The 16,785-nt window shown below is 61.7% G+C and carries 12 protein-coding genes and 2 pseudogenes; all 14 read left to right on the top strand.

Annotated elements, in window-relative coordinates; all coding sequences use genetic code 11:
- The first annotated feature begins 43 nt into the window (after positions 1–43).
- The 14 genes and pseudogenes from ACZL02_RS21575 (at position 44) to ACZL02_RS21510 (ending at position 16,476) form a co-directional block, all read left to right on the top strand.
- Positions 44–949 (top strand): LysR substrate-binding domain-containing protein, encoded by a 906-nt coding sequence (locus tag ACZL02_RS21575; RefSeq protein ID WP_472939553.1) that lies wholly within the window; start codon positions 44–46, stop codon positions 947–949.
- A gap of 501 nt (positions 950–1,450) precedes the next feature.
- Complete coding sequence (locus tag ACZL02_RS21570) at positions 1,451–2,503, top strand: PQQ-binding-like beta-propeller repeat protein (protein WP_472939552.1); 1,053 nt, start codon at positions 1,451–1,453, stop codon at positions 2,501–2,503.
- Positions 2,406–3,818: pseudogene (locus tag ACZL02_RS21565) on the top strand (outer membrane protein assembly factor BamB family protein). The gene ACZL02_RS21570 and the pseudogene ACZL02_RS21565 overlap by 98 nt, the downstream one beginning before the upstream one ends.
- Positions 3,819–3,837: 19 nt before the next feature.
- Positions 3,838–4,896, top strand: coding sequence for an NmrA/HSCARG family protein (locus tag ACZL02_RS21560; protein ID WP_472939551.1), 1,059 nt, complete (start codon positions 3,838–3,840; stop codon positions 4,894–4,896).
- 105 nt (positions 4,897–5,001) lie between these two features.
- Entirely contained in the window at positions 5,002–5,250 is a 249-nt protein-coding gene (locus ACZL02_RS21555) for a helix-turn-helix domain-containing protein (protein ID WP_472939550.1), read from the top strand.
- Positions 5,251–5,903: 653 nt separating this feature from the next.
- Positions 5,904–6,179: pseudogene (locus ACZL02_RS21550) on the top strand (DUF2141 domain-containing protein); the annotation flags it as partial.
- A gap of 271 nt (positions 6,180–6,450) precedes the next feature.
- Complete coding sequence (locus ACZL02_RS21545; protein WP_472939549.1) at positions 6,451–7,629, top strand: efflux RND transporter periplasmic adaptor subunit; 1,179 nt, start codon at positions 6,451–6,453, stop codon at positions 7,627–7,629.
- Positions 7,626–10,712 (top strand): efflux RND transporter permease subunit, encoded by a 3,087-nt coding sequence (locus ACZL02_RS21540; protein ID WP_472939548.1) that lies wholly within the window; start codon positions 7,626–7,628, stop codon positions 10,710–10,712. The genes ACZL02_RS21545 and ACZL02_RS21540 overlap by 4 nt, the downstream gene beginning before the upstream one ends.
- Positions 10,713–10,761: 49 nt before the next feature.
- Entirely contained in the window at positions 10,762–11,490 is a 729-nt protein-coding gene (locus ACZL02_RS21535; protein ID WP_472939621.1) for a response regulator transcription factor, read from the top strand.
- Positions 11,491–11,534: 44 nt separating this feature from the next.
- Positions 11,535–12,863 carry an ATP-binding protein gene (locus ACZL02_RS21530; protein ID WP_472939547.1) on the top strand — a complete coding sequence of 443 codons (1,329 nt, stop codon included), beginning with the start codon at positions 11,535–11,537 and terminating at the stop codon, positions 12,861–12,863.
- Between the two features lie 87 nt (positions 12,864–12,950).
- A complete protein-coding gene (locus ACZL02_RS21525) occupies positions 12,951–13,583 on the top strand; it encodes a methyltransferase family protein (protein WP_472939546.1) in 633 nt (210 codons plus the stop codon).
- 176 nt (positions 13,584–13,759) lie between these two features.
- On the top strand, positions 13,760–14,545 hold the full coding sequence (locus ACZL02_RS21520; protein ID WP_472939545.1) for an alpha/beta fold hydrolase: 786 nt from the start codon (positions 13,760–13,762) through the stop codon (positions 14,543–14,545).
- Positions 14,546–14,770: 225 nt separating this feature from the next.
- Positions 14,771–15,604: a MipA/OmpV family protein gene (locus ACZL02_RS21515; RefSeq protein WP_472939544.1), complete on the top strand. Its 834-nt coding sequence runs from the start codon at positions 14,771–14,773 to the stop codon at positions 15,602–15,604.
- 635 nt (positions 15,605–16,239) lie between these two features.
- Complete coding sequence (locus ACZL02_RS21510) at positions 16,240–16,476, top strand: phosphopantetheine-binding protein (RefSeq protein WP_472939543.1); 237 nt, start codon at positions 16,240–16,242, stop codon at positions 16,474–16,476.
- Positions 16,477–16,785: the final 309 nt, after the last annotated feature.

Genomic DNA, 16,785 nt, shown 5'->3' with positions numbered 1-16,785 from the left:
TTTATAGGCTGCAAAGCCGATCAACACGTCCTATAAGTCCACAATGCCTGAGCCAGTCGATAGCCTTGCGGCAATCCGCGCCTTTGTCGCCGTCGCGGACCTGCGCAGTTTCAAGAGCGTCGGCAAGGGCCTCGGAGTGTCGTCGTCGGCAATCGGCAAGTCGATCGCGAGACTGGAGGCCCAGCTTTCGGTTACCCTCTTTCACCGCACGACGCGCAGCATCTCCCTGACCGAAGCAGGCAGCCTATTCCTGGTTCATGCCCGCCGCATGCTCGTTAAGCTCAACACTGCGGAGGGCGAACTTGCCGAGATCTCTGGAAGCCCGCGCGGGAGGCTGCGCGTCGGCCTGCCACTTTCCGGAAAGCTGCTGACGAAAGCACTTTCGGCGTTTACCGCCGAACACCCGCTTGTCGAGCTCGAGCTCGATTACAGCGACCGACTTGTCGACGTAATCGATGAAGGCTTCGACGTCGTCATCCGAAGCGGCGAGACGGGGGATTCCCGGCTCCTGCACAAGATCCTCGGCAAGTTCTCGTGGCGGCTCGTGGCCTCACCAAGCTATGTCGAAAAGCATGGCCAGCCGGCAGTACGCGATGATCTGTCGAGGCATATCTGCTTGCGACAGAAACTCTCGTCAGGTCGGATCCAACCATGGCTATTTCGTTCCGGACCCGGACTGGAGGTCCCCGTCAGTCTTACGTCGAGCGTGATCGATCCACTGCTGGAACTGACGCTTGAGGGAACTGGGATTGCAGCCTTCCCCGAACACACGGTGAGAGACGCCCTTACTAATGGATCGCTTCTCCTTATTTTGGAGGAGGAGTTGGAGCAGACAGGGGTCCTGACGATGCTGTGGCCCGCCAGTCGTTTCAAAGTCCCGAAGGTCCGCGCGTTCGTTGACTGCATCGCGCACCATGTCCATCCGCGGGCGCGCTGTTCAGCCGCATAACCGGCCCGGCGCAGGGTCGTCCACGACTGCTTGGGGTCATCCTTTTCGGCTCCGCTCCAGTCTTGCATCAAGACGGCCGCACAAGTTTCGTTCCCGCCCGATGAACTTAAACGACACCGCTCATCGGCTGAGATGGACCCTGCCCTTTGAACTTTAAAATCCTGGAAGATCTAAGAGGCCATATCGCGCGATATAATCATGCCATTACGGAGGTTTTGGCTGTGGTGAACTGCCCGGTGGCCTGGTTATTTTGGCCGTAATTGCTCCCACATCTTAAGAGCGGTCAAGCTTCCAAGCAGTTTGGCCGAGTTCTAGCAATCAGTTCCAACTGATCGCGTGGCTTTGAGCGGAAAAACGAGACGCGCAAAGCGGCCGAAGATCTCACTGCCAACATCGGACTTGCCGGCGGCCCGAACCACTGCTCGCCTCCCGCCGGGAACTGCCGATCAGCTTGACGAAGCCCTCCCCGGGATTTCGAGGCTGCCAACCAGGAAATAGAACATGGCCGATCTCAGCCGCCCCTCATGGCGTGTCCGAATTCCATTTCTCATCCTTGGGGTGTTGGTGGCTGCCGTCGGTCTGGCGCTTGCGGCCAGGGGAATAAAGCTGGTTTCGCTGGGTGGCTCCGCCTACTACGCGATCGCCGGGATCGGGATCGTCGGGACAGGCATCCTCCTTGGTCGACGCGATGCCCGGGCACTCTGGATCTACGGCCTGGTGTTCATCGGGACCATCTGTTGGTCGCTGGTCGAGGTCGGGCTGGCATTCTGGCCGCTCGTCCCCCGACTGCTGGCCCCGACGGTGCTCGCCATCGCTTTGCTGGTCTTCTCGCCCTGGCTTCGTTCCGGCCGGGAAGCCCCTTCAAGACGGACCGCGTGGCCCCTCGCCGGAGCTCTTGCGATCGGTAGCCTCGGCGCGATCGTCGCCATGTTCTCTCCCCATGGCGTAACGCGGACCGAGAACGTCTCCGTTCCCGAACTCGCCGCGGCGGATGGTGACTGGACGGCCTACGGGCGGACGCCCAGCGGCACCCGGTTCGCACCCTCGACGCAGATCGACCGCGACAATGTCGACAAGCTGGAGGTCGCCTGGACCTTTCGCACCGGTGACATCGCCGACGGCGAAAAGCAGGACCAGAACACCCCGCTTCAGGTCGGCGACACCCTCTACACCTGCTCGCCGACGAACGTCATCAACGCCCTGGACGTCGATACCGGGAAGCCGCGATGGACCTTCGATGCCAAGGGCCGCTCTCCCTTCTGGAACCGTTGCCGAGGACTCGGCTATTTCGACACGGCAGCCGGCGAGGATACGTCTCAGCAGCCTCTCACCGTTGGCGAATGCGCCCGCCGCATCATCGGATCGACCATCGATGGCCGGTTGCTCGCCCTCGATGCGACCAGCGGTCGACCGTGCGCGGAGTTCGGCGACAAAGGCGTTCAATCTCCTTTCCGTCATGGGAGAGGTCAAGCCGGGCTTCTACATGCCCACCTCGGCGCCGACCGTGGTTCGGGGACTCGTTATCGTCGGTGGCTGGGTCCAGGACAATTATGAGACCGGCGAGCCATCGGGCGTCGTCCGGGCATTCAGTGCGCGGACAGGCGAACTGGTCTGGGCATGGGACATCGGTAATCCCGCGACTACGAAGCTTCCAGCCGACGGCAAGGACTACACGCGGGGCACGCCGAATGTCTGGTCCACGCCGGCCTTCGATGACGAACTCGGGCTGATATAACTGCCGACGGGAAATGCGACGCCGGATTATTGGGGCGGCCAGCGTCGCCCGTCCGACGACGAGTTCTCCTCGTCGATCGTGGCGCTCGACATCGCCACCGGGCGCCCCCGTTGGCATTTCCAGACGACCCGCCACGACCTCTGGGACTACGACGTTCCCGCCCAGCCCGCCCTCTACGACATGCCGGACGGCAAAGGCGGAAAGATTCCGACGCTCGTCCAGGCAACCAAGCGGGGGCAGATCTTCGTTCTCGACCGTCGCACTGGCAAGCCGGTGAAGCGCGTGGTCGACCAAGCCGTTCCGCAAGGGGCGGCACCGGGCGACCGGCTTGCCCCCACCCAGCCCTTCTCCGTCGACATGCCGACGATCGGCGCGAAGGATCTCACGGAAGCCGACATGTGGGGCGCCACGCCCATCGATCAGCTTGTCTGCCGCATTGCCTTCAAGTCGCTGCGTTACGACGGTGCCATGACGCCGCCGCGCCCGGACTCCGAGAGCCTCCAGTGGCCGGGAAACTACGGTGGCATGAATTGGGGTAGCGCCGCGATCAACGAAGACACAGGGCTCCTCGTGGTCAACGACATCCGCATCGCTTTGCGGGTGCGCCTGGTGGAACGCGACCCCGCCCTCGACGAGAAGGGATTGGTTGTGGCTCACGGCGACTACGGCCCGCAGAAAGGGACGCCGTTCGCCGTCATATCGGCGTCCTTCATGTCACCGCTCGACATCCCGTGTCAGGCGCCGCCCTACGGCTCGATCAGCGGCATTGATCTTCCGACGGGCAAGCTCGTCTGGCAGGTACCCGCTTGCACCATCCGCGAGACCGGACCGCTGGGGCTGCGGTCGGGCCTCTCGATTCCGATCGGCATGCCGACGCTCGGCGGGCCGCTCGCAACGCGGTCGGGCCTAGTCTTCTTCGCCGGTACCCAAGACTTCTATCTGCGCGCCTTCGATCGGGCCGATGGCCGCGAACTGTGGAAGGGCAGCCTGCCGGTCGGCGGGCAGGCGACGCCGATGACCTACGTCTCGCCGCGCACCGGCCGCCAGTACGTCGTCATTTCCGCAGGCGGGTCGCGGCAGTCACCCGGTCGGGGCGACTATGTCATCGCCTACGCACTTCCGGACAAACCGTAGCCCGAGCAACGGCGGCCCAATGGACATCAATCAGGTCGACCCTACGCTCAGATCCAAGGACTCGAATGTGTGGTCGACCATGGTCGCAGGGATGTCGGCCGTTCCGCGCAGACCGAACATACAGAAGGAGGTGCACGTGTGCATCGATATTGAACGCAACAACGACAAGCAGAAGACCGTGCTCGTGTTCGGCGCGACTGGGAAGCAAGGCGGCGCGGTAGTAGTAGCGTTGAGACGGCAAGGCTGGGCTGTTCGAGCCCTCGTTCGCGACCCGGAAAGCCCTGCTGCCAGGGATTTGGTCGCAGGCGGCTCACAGCTCATGCGAGCAGACTTTTCCGACATCGGTTCAATGCGGACTGCAATGTTGGGGGTTCACGGCGTCTTCAGCGTCCAGCCCAACTCGGGCAGTGCGGCCTCTGGCGTGACCGACGCGGACGAGGTGCATTTTGGAAAGACCGTCACCGACCTCGCCGTCGAAAGTGGCGTTCGGCATCTGGTCTACGCCTCGGCGGGCATCATCAGCCAAGGTCCGACTGGCATGAAGAATCTCGACTGCAAGATCGAGATTGAGGACCATATTCGCAGCTCGAACATCACCAGCACCATCGTCCGGCCTGCAACGTTCATGGACCTTCTAACACTTCCAGGGATGGGCCTCGATCGAGTCACCTTCTCGTTCTTCCTGCGTCCCGACCAAGCCGCTCAGTTCATTGCGATCGAGGACATAGGGAAAATCGTCTCCAGCCTCTTCGGCGACACGGACCGTTATGCCGACCAAACCATCGAGATTGCGGGCGACGAAACCACCGGTCTTGATTTGCAGGAGGCCTTGAGCGAGGCGGCCGGGCGGCGGATCGTCTATCACCGCTTCACGGACTCCCTCCTTCGCGAGAACCTCTTTCTCGGCCGCAACGCAATGGTGTTTGACGAGGGCCGCGCTGCCGGCAACGCGGACGTCGGCGCCCTGGGTCGCGAATTCGGTAAACTGTTCAATCTCAACGAATGGCTAGCCGGGCCTGGCCGGGCTCTCCTTGATGCCGCCCTACGGATAGGCAATCAGCCGATCGCCCTTCGGTAACAGTCCGGATAACGGCAACGGCTTGCAAGAGCAGCTTCGTCCCGGACGGTCACACTCAGGCTGCTTCGACGCGCTATCCCATCAGCGAACAAGGAAAACAGGACCATGACAACAGCGTTCATGCATGCTCACCCGATCCCGACAGCGATCGTCTTGATGATCTGCTCGGGCTTTACGATCATGAAGGCCTATCGCCAACATGCAGGTTTGCCGATCCAGTATGTCGCCTCTAAGACGGGACTGCCTGTCTCCAGGGTTTCTCAGATCGAGTCGGGAGCGGTAGCTAGCACCGAAGAGATTCGGGCCATCCACAAGGCCGTCGGGATTCCGTCTGAACTTGCCGGAGCGGTCTGACCAGGAGCTTAACTAAACGTAGGATATCGACCGTTCCAGGCTCCCCAAACGTTGAGAGTTATGGTCCGCTGCGGGTTCCTTAGACACAGAGATGAGGTCTCTCGGAATTGGCGAGTGTGAACGCAACGACGAAAGTTCAGCGGCGAGTTCAAGCTTGAGGCGGTGAAGCTGCTGGAAGAGCAAGGGGTGCAGCGTGGGGCCATCCCCCATGAAGTTGCCAACAGCAAATGCGCTCCCTGGCCCGACCTAAGCGGTCGCCCACTTCATATACATCTCGGCTGCCGCCAGCAGGCTCAACGCTGTCGCCATTGGCCTCTCCTGAGGCGGCTGGTCGCCTGCACAATCAGCAGCGCTATGCACAGCCAACTCGTTATCAGCGCGTTAATGATGACGGGGAAGTTAGAGCCGTCATATCTCAACATAAAACATAAAGCGCATCCCCTCGGCCACGGAGTAATCCGCTGGAATATCCACCCTTCAGGTTGTTCTTATTCGTCAGGAGATATCCGTTGAAATCATATGCGTTACTCATCTTGGCCAGTCTAGCCAACCCAACAGCGGATACCTCGGCGATTTCTGTCAAATTAGAGGGCGTCCGCAGCCTCAAGGGAAACATCAAGATTTGCCTCTGGTAACATCCCCGGGGCTTTCCAGACTGTAGCAATTCAGTTTCCGCTAGACGGATAACCGTACCCGCGAATCCTGGAAGTGCTCCGATCGTCTTCAGCGGGCTCGCGCACGGTCGGTATGCGGTCACGGCGTTTCACGATGAAAACGGAAATGGCGTCTTCGACTCGAAGCTTTTCGGCCTCCTCGCAGAAGGTCGCGGGGCATCGGCTGTGACAATGCATGCCAAGCCGTCGTTATATCTGCGGGCAGCATTCACTATCCGCTCCGACGCGCATCAGAATATCCGTATCATTTACTAGCCCAACTATGACGTCATACACATCGAGGCTTCTGTCGATTTGGCCTTATAGGAGGTCGATGTCCGTCCGGCGCCTGAATTGCCTTAACATAACTTAATGCATCATCATCCCGGTCGCTGATCTGTCGATTACCTTGGGGCGTCAATCAGGATCCTGGTTCGGTCGCGAAGGCGATGGAACTCCAGGAAGGTCGGAGTTCATGATGCCCAAAACCCGTTGTCTCCCTGGATCGCCGCGAACCCGTCCCAGACTGCTCCAGTCGGCTCGGCAGTTGGCAATCTTCCTTGCGTGCTTCGCATCAGGCGGCAACGGAGCGAAGGCCGAGGATCGCCCCGCCGCCGTCTCCGTCGTCGTGGCCCGTGCCGGGGACCTGACCGAGCATGTCCGGATCGTCGGCACGCTGGTCGCGCGAGAGGAGAGCGTGGTGAAGGTCGAGCTGGACGATGTCCGCATCGTTTCGGTCGAGGCCGAAATCGGCGACATCGTTCGGCGCGGCGACGTGCTCGCCCGGCTGGATGCGACGCTGATCACCATCGAGCAGAGTGCGAATGCCGCCCGGCTGGCCCGTGCCGACGCCGCCATCGCCCAGGCCCGGAGCCAAATCGACGACGCGGATCTGGCCCACGTCCAGGCCCAGTCCGACATGAAGCGCAGCCAACAGCTCAGAGCCAAGGGCTTTGCCGCCGAAGAGACGCTCGAGGGGCGCCAGACCACTATGAAACGGACCGCCTCGGCGCTGGGGCTGGCGCGGCAGTCGTGGGCAGTGGCAGCGGCGGACCGCCAGATCATCGTATCTGGGGGCGAGGAGATCGCGGCGCGGCTCGCCCGTACCGAGATCCTAGCGCCGACCGGCGGACTTGTGCTGCGGCGCACCGCCAAGGTCGGCGCTCTGACCGCCGCCGGCGGCGAGCCGCTGTTTGCGATCGCCGAGAACGGTGAGATCGAACTGGATGCCGAGGTTCCCGAGGCTGACTTCCGGCGGATGGCGATCGGCCAGGTCGCCAGCCTGTCCTTGCCGGGAGAAGTCGCCAGGATCGCCGGTCGTATCCGCCTGCTGGCCCCTGAGACCTCGGTGGGAAGCCGCCTCGGCCGCGCGCGCATCAGTCTCTTGCCGACCGGACCGCTGGTGATCGGTGCTTTCGCCCGGGGTGATCTCGCGGTCGAACGACGCGAGGGGGTGTTCCTGCCAGCCACCGCCGTGCAGCACTCGGATGGACAGGACATGGTCCAGGTCGTTGAGAACGGCGTCGTCACCCTTCGGCCGGTCGGCACGGGTTTGCGGACTGCCGGGCTGGTGGAAATCTTTTCCGGCGTTATTGCGGGGGAGCGCGTCGTCCTGCGCGCTGGAAACTTCCTTTCGGCGGGTGACCGGGTAAGCCCGCTGGACGTCGACTATGCCGTGGCGCCTGCATCGGATCGTCCGATCCTGACCTCGGATGCGGCGCGATGAACGTCTCGGCCTGGGCGATCCGCCATCCGCTTCCGCCCATTCTGTTGTTCGTGGTCCTGACGGCGCTGGGGCTCCATAGCTTCCACGCTCTTCCGATCACGTACTTTCCGACCATCGACGTACCGGAAGTCTCGTTGACGATCACCGATCCCGGCGTGGCGCCGACCGAGATGGAGATTAGCGTCACAAGGCTTGTCGAGGATGCGATTTCGGCGCTTCCCGGAATCGATGAACTGAGTTCGGCCATCGGTGACGGCAGCTCGGCCACAACGGTGGAGTTCGACCTTGGCGTCCCGATCGACCGCGCGGTGGCGGATGTGCGCGATGCCGTGTCCAAGATCCGCTCGGACCTGCCCGCGACGATCGACGAGCCGATCATCGAGCGCGTCGACGTCGAGAGCCAAGCGGTGGTGTCCTATGCCGCCGTCGACAAGGCGATGACGGCCGAGGAGCTCTCCTGGTTTGTCGATGACGTCGTCGTCCGGCGTCTGCGCGGACTGCCGGGCGTTGGCCGGATTGATCGCGTCGGCGGCGTCGCCCGCGAGATCCAGGTGGAACTCGACCCCGATCGGCTGATGGCGCTCGGGATCACCGCCAGTCAGGTCAACGCGCAGCTTGCGGCGACACATCTCGATCTCTCCGGCGGCCGAAGCGAGATCGACGGCCGCGAGCGGGCGGTGACGATGGTGGCGACGACGCACAGCGTCGACGACCTCGCCGTGCTTCCGATCGCCCTGTCCAATGGATCGACGGTGAGGCTCAGCGACCTCGGCAGCGTCACTGACGGCTTTGCTGAGCCTCGGAGTTTTGCGACCCTCGACGGCGGTGAGGTCGTCAGCTTCTCCGCCTATCGCGCCCGCGGCGCCAGCGACGTCAGCGTGGCTGAGGACGTCGCTGCGGCGCTGGAGCAACTGACTGTCGAACATCCCAATGCGCGCTTTACCAGGATCGACGACAGCATCACCCAGACGCTGGGCAACTACAATTCTGCGATGACCACCCTGGTGGAGGGCGCCATCCTCGCCGTCATCGTCGTCTTCCTGTTCCTGCGGGACTGGCGGGCGACATTGATCGCGGCCGTCACGCTGCCGCTGGCGGCGATCCCGACCTTCTGGGCGATCGACCTGCTTGGCTTTTCACTGAATATCCTCAGCCTGCTTGCCATCACGCTCGTGACCGGCGTCCTCGTCGACGACGCCATCGTTGAGATCGAGAACATCGTTCGCCACGGTCAGAGGGGCAAGAAGCCCTTCCAAGCGGCGATCGACGCCTCTGACGAGATCGGGCTCGCGGTCGTCGCCATCTCCGCGACGATCATCGCCGTGTTCGCACCCGTCGGGTTCATGGCAGGCGTAGCCGGCCAGTATTTCCGCCAGTTTGGGCTGACGGTCGCGATCTCCGTCTTCTTCTCGCTGCTCGTCGCCCGACTGATTACTCCAGTCCTTGCCGCCTATTTCATGAAAGCGCATCCGCTGAAGCCCACGATGCCGGGACGGGCAATGCGGGGCTATCTCGCGATGCTGCGCCTGTCGATGGCTTGGCGATGGACGACCATGGGGATCGCCATCGGTCTGTTCGCCGTCTCGATCTGGTCGGCGGGCTTTCTATCCACCGAGTTCATCCCCCCGGAGGACAACGGCCGGATGGCGCTCTCGGTCGAGCTGCCTCCAGGATCAACGCTTGCCGATACTAGGGCGACGGCAGGACTCGTGGCTGCCGGGCTCGGTGCGATCGAGGAAGCCCGTATCGTCTTCATTCAGGGAGGCGCGAATGCCTCGGGCCTTCGTGAGGTGCGTAGGGCGGCGGTGCGGGTCGACTTCGGCCCTCTCCGCGATCGCAATCGTTCGATCTCCGAACTGGAGGCAGTTGTCGCAAATATCCTGCGCACCGTGCCGGACATCCGCTTCGAGATCCTCAACGACCGCGGTGGCCGGGATGTAACGTTCTCGGTCCTCGGAAAAGACGGTGAGGTCGCGGGAGCCGCGGCGGTCGCCATCCTCAAGGAATTGTCGGCAAGCCAGATCGCCGTCGGAGCGACCTCAAGCGCAACGGCGGAACGTCCGGAGCTCCAGGTCCGCCCGCGGGTCGAGCGTGCCGCTGACGCAGGCGTATCCACCGCCGCCATGGCCGACACCATTCGGGTATCCACCATCGGCGCGGCGGACGACGACATGCCCGAGTTCATCGAGGGAGGAAGACGCATACCAATCCGGCTGCAACTGTCACCATGGGCTCGCAACGATGTCGAAATCCTCCGTTCGCTTCGCATCCCGAGCCTGAGTGGGGTCGCCGTTCCCCTGACGGAAGTTGCCGACATCACCCTCGGATCGAGCGTAGCGAACATCGATCGTTTCGACCGGGAGCGACGTATCGAGATCGGCTTCGATACGCCCGAAGGAATGACGGCGGGAGAAGGTCTTGCAGGGGTCCAACAGCTCGCAGCCGTACGTGCGTTGCCTGAGGGCGTGAGAATCCAGGCAACGGGCGACTCCGACACGCAGGGCGATGTATTTGCCAGCTTCATCACGGCGATGATCGCCGGCCTCGGCCTGGTTCTGATCGTGCTGATCCTGTTGTTCGGCAGTGTGCTGACGCCGATGACCATTCTTGCCACCCTGCCCTTGTCCGTCGGTGGCGTCGTCACGGCCCTTTTGTTGACGGGAACGGCAGTGTCGCTACCCGCCGTGATCGGCATCCTGATGCTGATGGGCATCGTCACCAAGAATGCGATCATGCTGGTCGATTTCGCCATGGAACGGGAAAAGGCGGGGATCGAACGTCGCGCGGCTATGGTCGAGGCCGCTGCGGAACGTGTGCGCCCTATCCTGATGACCACACTCGCAATGGTCGCGGGCATGATCCCCGCGGCGTTGGGTACGGGCGACGGCGGCAGCTTCCGCGCGCCAATGGCCATCGCCGTGATCGGCGGTCTCGTGGTCTCGACGATTCTGTCGCTCGTCGTGGTGCCGACGCTCCATTGCCTCGTCGAAGATTTCGGGACGAGCGTCGGCAGGGTTTGGAGAAGGCTGGTCCCCGCAGCGGATACATCGTCGGGCGAAAGCCTCAATGAAGCAGGACGATGAACAGGCCAACTTGCTTGCCCGTCCGCCCGAAACAGCCCACTGGAAACCAATGAGCCAGAGCAATCCCGCCAAGCGTCCTTCCATCCTCATCGTCGAGGACGATTTCGAGATCGCCCGGATGCTGGCGGTGACACTGACCGAGGCCGGCATGTCTGCCGAGATCGCCGGCGACGGCATCGACATGGATGCCTGCCTGCGACGAACGTCGTTCGACCTTATCGTGCTAGATGTCATGCTGCCGGGGGAAGATGGGTTCAGCCTCTGCCGACGGCTTCGTACCAGCATGACGGTGCCGATCATTATGCTGACCGCCCAGGGAGAGGAGGTCGATCGGATCGTCGGCCTGGAGATCGGTGCCGACGACTACGTTACCAAGCCCTTCAGTGCGCGCGAGGTCACCGCTCGTATCCGGGGCCTCCTGCGCCGGGCAGCCTACGCTCCGACGGAGCGCGACAGCCTAAGGCCGCTGCGCTTCGACGGCTGGACGCTTGACCCCCAGCGCCGACAGGTGCGCGACGCAATCGGCACCAGGGTCGCCATGACGACCGCCGAGTTCGACCTTCTCCTCATCTTCTGCCGGAACCCGGGCAAGATACTCACCCGGGAAGAATTGTTGTCACACACGCACGCCGGCCTCGCCGGCCCGGTCGCCCGCAGCATCGACGTGCACGTGCGTCGCCTCCGGCAGAAGATCGAGACGGATCCCGGCGAGCCAATCTTGCTGAAGACCGTGCGCCTTGGCGGCTACATGTTCACCGCTACGGTTGTATCGACGTGAAGTGGCTGCCGAGTCGGCTAACGCCTCGCACGATCCCCGGTCAGATGTGGATCGTCATACTGATCGCCGTCGTGGCCGTAGTGCTGGCGGGGGAAGCCATCGAACGGGAAGTTGCAGACGGCGGACTATTCCAGATTGGCGACACGGACAGGATTGTGGAAAGCGCAACGACAGTGGCGGCTCTTTTGACGGGAGCGACCCCGGATGAGAAGGAAACGATCATAGGCCGAGTGAAAAAGGTTGAGCTCGATGTCGAAATAATGAGTAATCAAGTCGCAGCCCAGAGGATCGCCGGGTCTGCTCCGATCAGCTATTTCGAGCGTATTGCACGCTATCTCTTTCCAGCGGACTACAAGCTTCCTTTGGGAGGGCGTAGGATTGCGATCGATGGGCGGTCGGGCATTATTCTGCCGATTGACTCAGAAACGGTCCTCGTTTCCAAAGCGCTGCCAGAGACACTTCAGTCCACGGATTTTGTGAACCGGGCGACCTATTACAGTTTGGCCGTTCTGACACTGATCGTCTCCTTTTCTATCTATGCCCGCCACGCCGTGACTGCTCCACTCGCGAGAATATCGCGGGAACTGGACCGATCCGACGGTGCCAGCGAAGACGTTCGCTTCGCAGAGGAGGGGACGGCCGAGGTGATCAGCCTGGCGCGCGCCCTGAACGGCATGCGGACGCGCATTCGCGAGATGGTCGACACGCGCACCCGCATGCTGCGCAGCGTCAGCCACGACTTGCGCACGCCTCTGACGCGGCTGCGGCTGCGCACCGAACGCCTCGACGACGACGATTTGCGACACGCCATGATGTCCGACATCGACCACATCAACGCGCTGGTCGAGGAGACGCTGGACTACCTCCGTACCGATGCCTCGGAAGAGGAGTTCGAGCGCGCTGACATTGCCAGCCTGATGCAGACGATAGAGGCGGACTTCGTAGACGTCGGCTTTGCGGTAACCTATACCGGGCCCGTTCGCCTCGCCGGACGGTGCAAGCCGAACGCGCTGGTACGCGCTATCACCAACCTCTGCGACAACGCCCTCAAGTTCGGCACTCATGCCGCGATCACCCTGTCGATGGACGGCACAAGGGTCCGCATCGATGTGGCAGACGATGGTCCTGGCATCCCGGCCGACAAACGCAAGCTCGTGCTCGAACCCTTCTACAAGCTTGATGCCTCGCGGGGAATCGCCAAGGTGCCTGGGTTCGGCCTGGGCCTGTCGATCGTCTCCGACATCGTCATGGCACATGGCGGTCGGCTCGAGCTTCTTGACAACCAGCCCCGTGGACTAGTCGCCAGTTTGTTCATTCCAACTGTCGATCCGAGCCTTGCTCCACAGCCTCGGCTCCTTAACATATCAAAATAAATCAGCATCCAAGGCAGTCGTCGGCAGGGATATCGATCTCGCACGCGAACGACAGCATACGTCGTTCCTCCAACCGACGGGACGATCATGACCGAGTTCGCAACGACACATCGCAACCTCGACGCGCTCCAGTTGCGGCGAAAGACGACAATCCGGATCGCCGCCTTGGCGTTGATACCCATGATGGCCTTCACCACGGGCTGGGCGCCTCCGGGAAGCTGGTATCGTGAGAGTTTGGAGGCCGTAGGTCTCGTTCTCATCGGAGTGGGAATCGTCGGGCGGGGCTGGAGCACGCTTTACATCGGCGGCCGTAAGACCCGTGAGCTGGTCACCGCTGGGCCCTATTCGATCACCCGGAATCCACTGTACCTCTTCGCCTTCATTGCCGTAGCAGGGCTCGGCGCTCAGACAGGCAGCCTGGTCCTGGCCGCCCTATTCGCGTTCGGCGCCTACATCATCTTCCTTCCCGTTGTCCGACATGAGGAGGGTGCGCTGCGTGATGTCTTCGGGTCGCAGTTCGATGCCTACCGGGCGCGCGTCCCGCGCTTCATTCCAAAATTCTCGCAGTGGCGCGACGTGCCGATCTTGCAGATCAATCCTCGGCGCTATCGGCAGACCATCCTGGACGGCCTGGTGCTTCTCAGCCTGGTGCCGGTGATGTACGGCGCTGGCTGGCTTCGGGGTCTCGCCCCCGGCATGCCATTGCTGCATTTACCGTGACACTTGGCTGGCACTCGAAGCCCAGCGGTGCGACAGCGTCCGCTTCAAAGATTGTCGGCGGTCTCCTTCTCGCGCTGCTAATCACGGTGGCTGGCCTGTGGCAATCCGACGTCCCACTGCATGTGCTGGCAGAGCGTTGGGGTGGAAAACCCTCCCGGTTCGTTGATGTGAACGCCATGCGGATCCACTATCGTGACGAAGGACCTGAGGACACCTCCTTACCTGTGGTCCTCCTGCATGGAGCAGGATCCAGCCTCTTTACCTGGCAGACCTGGGTGGATTTGCTGAAGGGCTCGCAGCGCCTAGTTCGCCTTGATCTGCCGGGTTCCGGACTGAGCGAGCTTGATCCCACCGGCGACTACGGACCGATACGACAGGCCGACGTCGTGCTCCGGTTTCTCGACGAGTTGGACATCGAGGAGGCGGTGATAGTGGGGGCTGGCTCAGGGGGCCGGGTGGCGATCGAGATCGCGGCCAGCACTCCTCAACGCGTGGATCGCTTGGTACTGATCGCGTCGACAGGATACCCGCAAGTTTCGATCGTACCCGCATGGGCTCGGGTCGTGGGGTTCAAGCTTGGCCAAGCGGTACTGCGCGTACTACCTCGTGCCGTCCTCCAGCGAATGCTGCATGTACCCTACGCAGAGCCGCCCCCAGCTACCACTGAATCCCTCGATCGCGACATTGCGATGATGTTTAGGGAAGGTGGCACAGAAGCTTTGGCCTTCGCTGCACGGGAGGAAACAGAGGGACGGAATGCTGCCCTCATGCGAAGTGTGCAAGTTGAAACCATGATCCTCTGGGGCTCTGCGGACGAGATAAATCCTCCTGCGGACGCACAGCGGTTCCTGGCGGACATCCCAAACAGCCGACTTCGCATCTTCCGTGGCGTCGGCCATTTGCCGCACGAAGAGAGGCCCGAGATGTCAACGACCCGCTTCCTCGGATTCTTGAGCGAGTAGCGATTTAGGCTCACGCTGTCACATATAAAAATATCACTACACAAAGCGCAGCAGTGAATCTGACTACTGTCTGAGGGTGGCTTTCGCCCCCGCCACGCCCGGCTAAGGCCGCTGACGGGGAACGACTAACGCCCCAAGCCTGATCTCCAAATCGCGCTATCTGCTAGCCGCCCTGATTGCTAGCCGAAGCGCTCGATTGTCACGCCTCTCTTTTCGGAGCCTATCATGCCAATCCGCCTCTATCTTCTGGCCAGCACTTTCCTCGTTGCGGCCGCCATCCCGGCAGTTTCAGCCGACGTCAGTGATTACGAAACAGTCGCACCCGAAGCGGCAGAAGTCCCAAGCGTGGCCTCTGGTGTAGACCTGATCTTCGAGATCGGTGCGGGCGGCAGTGTAGGTCCGGCGTACGAGGGCTCCGACGAGTACGAGGTTTCCCCATCCCCGATCGTCGGCTTCGGCTACCTTAGGATCCCTGGCCTGTTCGAACTTGGCAGCACCGGACCGGATGAGGGCGGGTTTGGTATCGGGCCGTCCTTCAACGTAGTCGGCGAGCGCGAGTCGAAGGATTACGATGCGATCAAGGGCTTGGACGACGTCGATGCGACCTATGAAGTTGGCTTGAAGGTCGGCTATGAATGGAACTTCGCCGAAGTGTATGGCGAAGCACGTTATGCCTTTGGTGGCGCGGAAGGGGTCGTCGGTGAAGTGGGTGCCAACGCCATCTATCGCCCAACCCCGGAAATCGAGCTGAAGGCTGGTCCGTTCGCCACTTTTGCCTCCGAGGACTACACCGAAACCTACTTCGGCGTCACAGCCGCTGAATCGGCCAACACGGATTTCCGTCTCGACGAGTATGACCCGAAGGGCGGCTTAAAGAGTGTCGGCGTCTCCGGAGCGGCCCGCTATGAATTCCGACCAAACTGGTTTCTCAATGCCGACGCGACTTACAGCCAGTTGGTCGGCGACGCCGGCGACTCGCCGATCGTGAAGGCGGGTGACGAGAACCAGTTCACATTCGGGCTCGGGCTGTCGAAGCGATTCATTCTGGACCTTTACTAGGCTAGGAAAGCAGAATGGCTATTGGCCCAACAGGAAGCAGCCTCAGATCGTTGCCTCCCGACAATAAGCACGGCCTGCCCATCGGGAGGCAGGCCACCCTCAGCAGGTTGATGCCACGCCTTATCTCGCCGGCGCAATGTCGCGCTGCCCGAGGAATGTTGAACTGGTCCATCGGCCGCCTCTCACGCGAATCCGAGGTGCCCGTGGCTGAAATTATTACGCTCGAACTTGGCCGTCGCCACGTAGGAGCGACGACACTTGGATGCCTGATCCGGACGTTCGCTAGAGGAGAAATTCAATTCCTGCCGAACAACGGCTTGAGACTTCTCGAAACACCGTCCGGTGACCGGAGCCCTGCTTCAGGTGCAGACTGGTGAAGGCTAGTTTTGCCGCGGTCGGCAACGAAGAGCCCGCGTCGATCATGGTGCATGAAGCCCGATCGAAGTAGCCAACTCGCTCTCTGTCGTCGGACATCCGGCTGAAGCGTCATGTTGGCTTCCTGAAAGCCTCGTCGATTGCCTACATGTTGTGGGAGTCGATGAGGCCCATCAGCAATTCCCGAACACAAGCTGCTGCAGCAACTGGAATGACTCAGTGGCAGGCAAGCAATGATTCGTAAACATTGGAGACGCAAGATGAATTCGACGTCCGAACGGACTAAGCGAGTCTTCACCGAGGTCTTGGAACTGGATCCGGGAAAACTGCATGAGAACGCAGAATTGACAGCAGACCTCGGCATCGACTCTCTGCACCAGGTAGAGGTTATCATGGCTATAGAGGAAGAGTTCGACATAATCATAGAAAACAATGTGGCCGACCGCATCATCTCGATCGGCGACGTGGTGAAATTGGTCGACCAACTTTCAAAGTAGCTTCGCGTACAGTGTTAAAGATCGGGCCGATCTGGTACATGGTGCGCTCGGCCCCGCCCCCAAAGTTTAACTAACCCCGCGGCCGACGGTTCATCGACCTTTTGGCAAGCATCGCAAATGCCGCCTTCCATCCAGCGCAGCGATGAAGGTGCGACGTCAACAGACCGAAACGGCATCAGGTGGCAAAATCCACCAACGGACGCAGCGCACAACCCCACAAAGACGCTTCGTCCCCGCTCGCATTTGCTCGGAAGCAGACAGGGCACTAACCAGCCGTCAAAGGACGATCCAAACGAGAAGATGAAAACG

Source organism: Mesocryomonas fontinalis (assembly GCF_055730125.2).
Note: the sequence above shows the minus strand (reverse complement) of the source record. Positions and strands in the feature narration are given on the sequence as shown.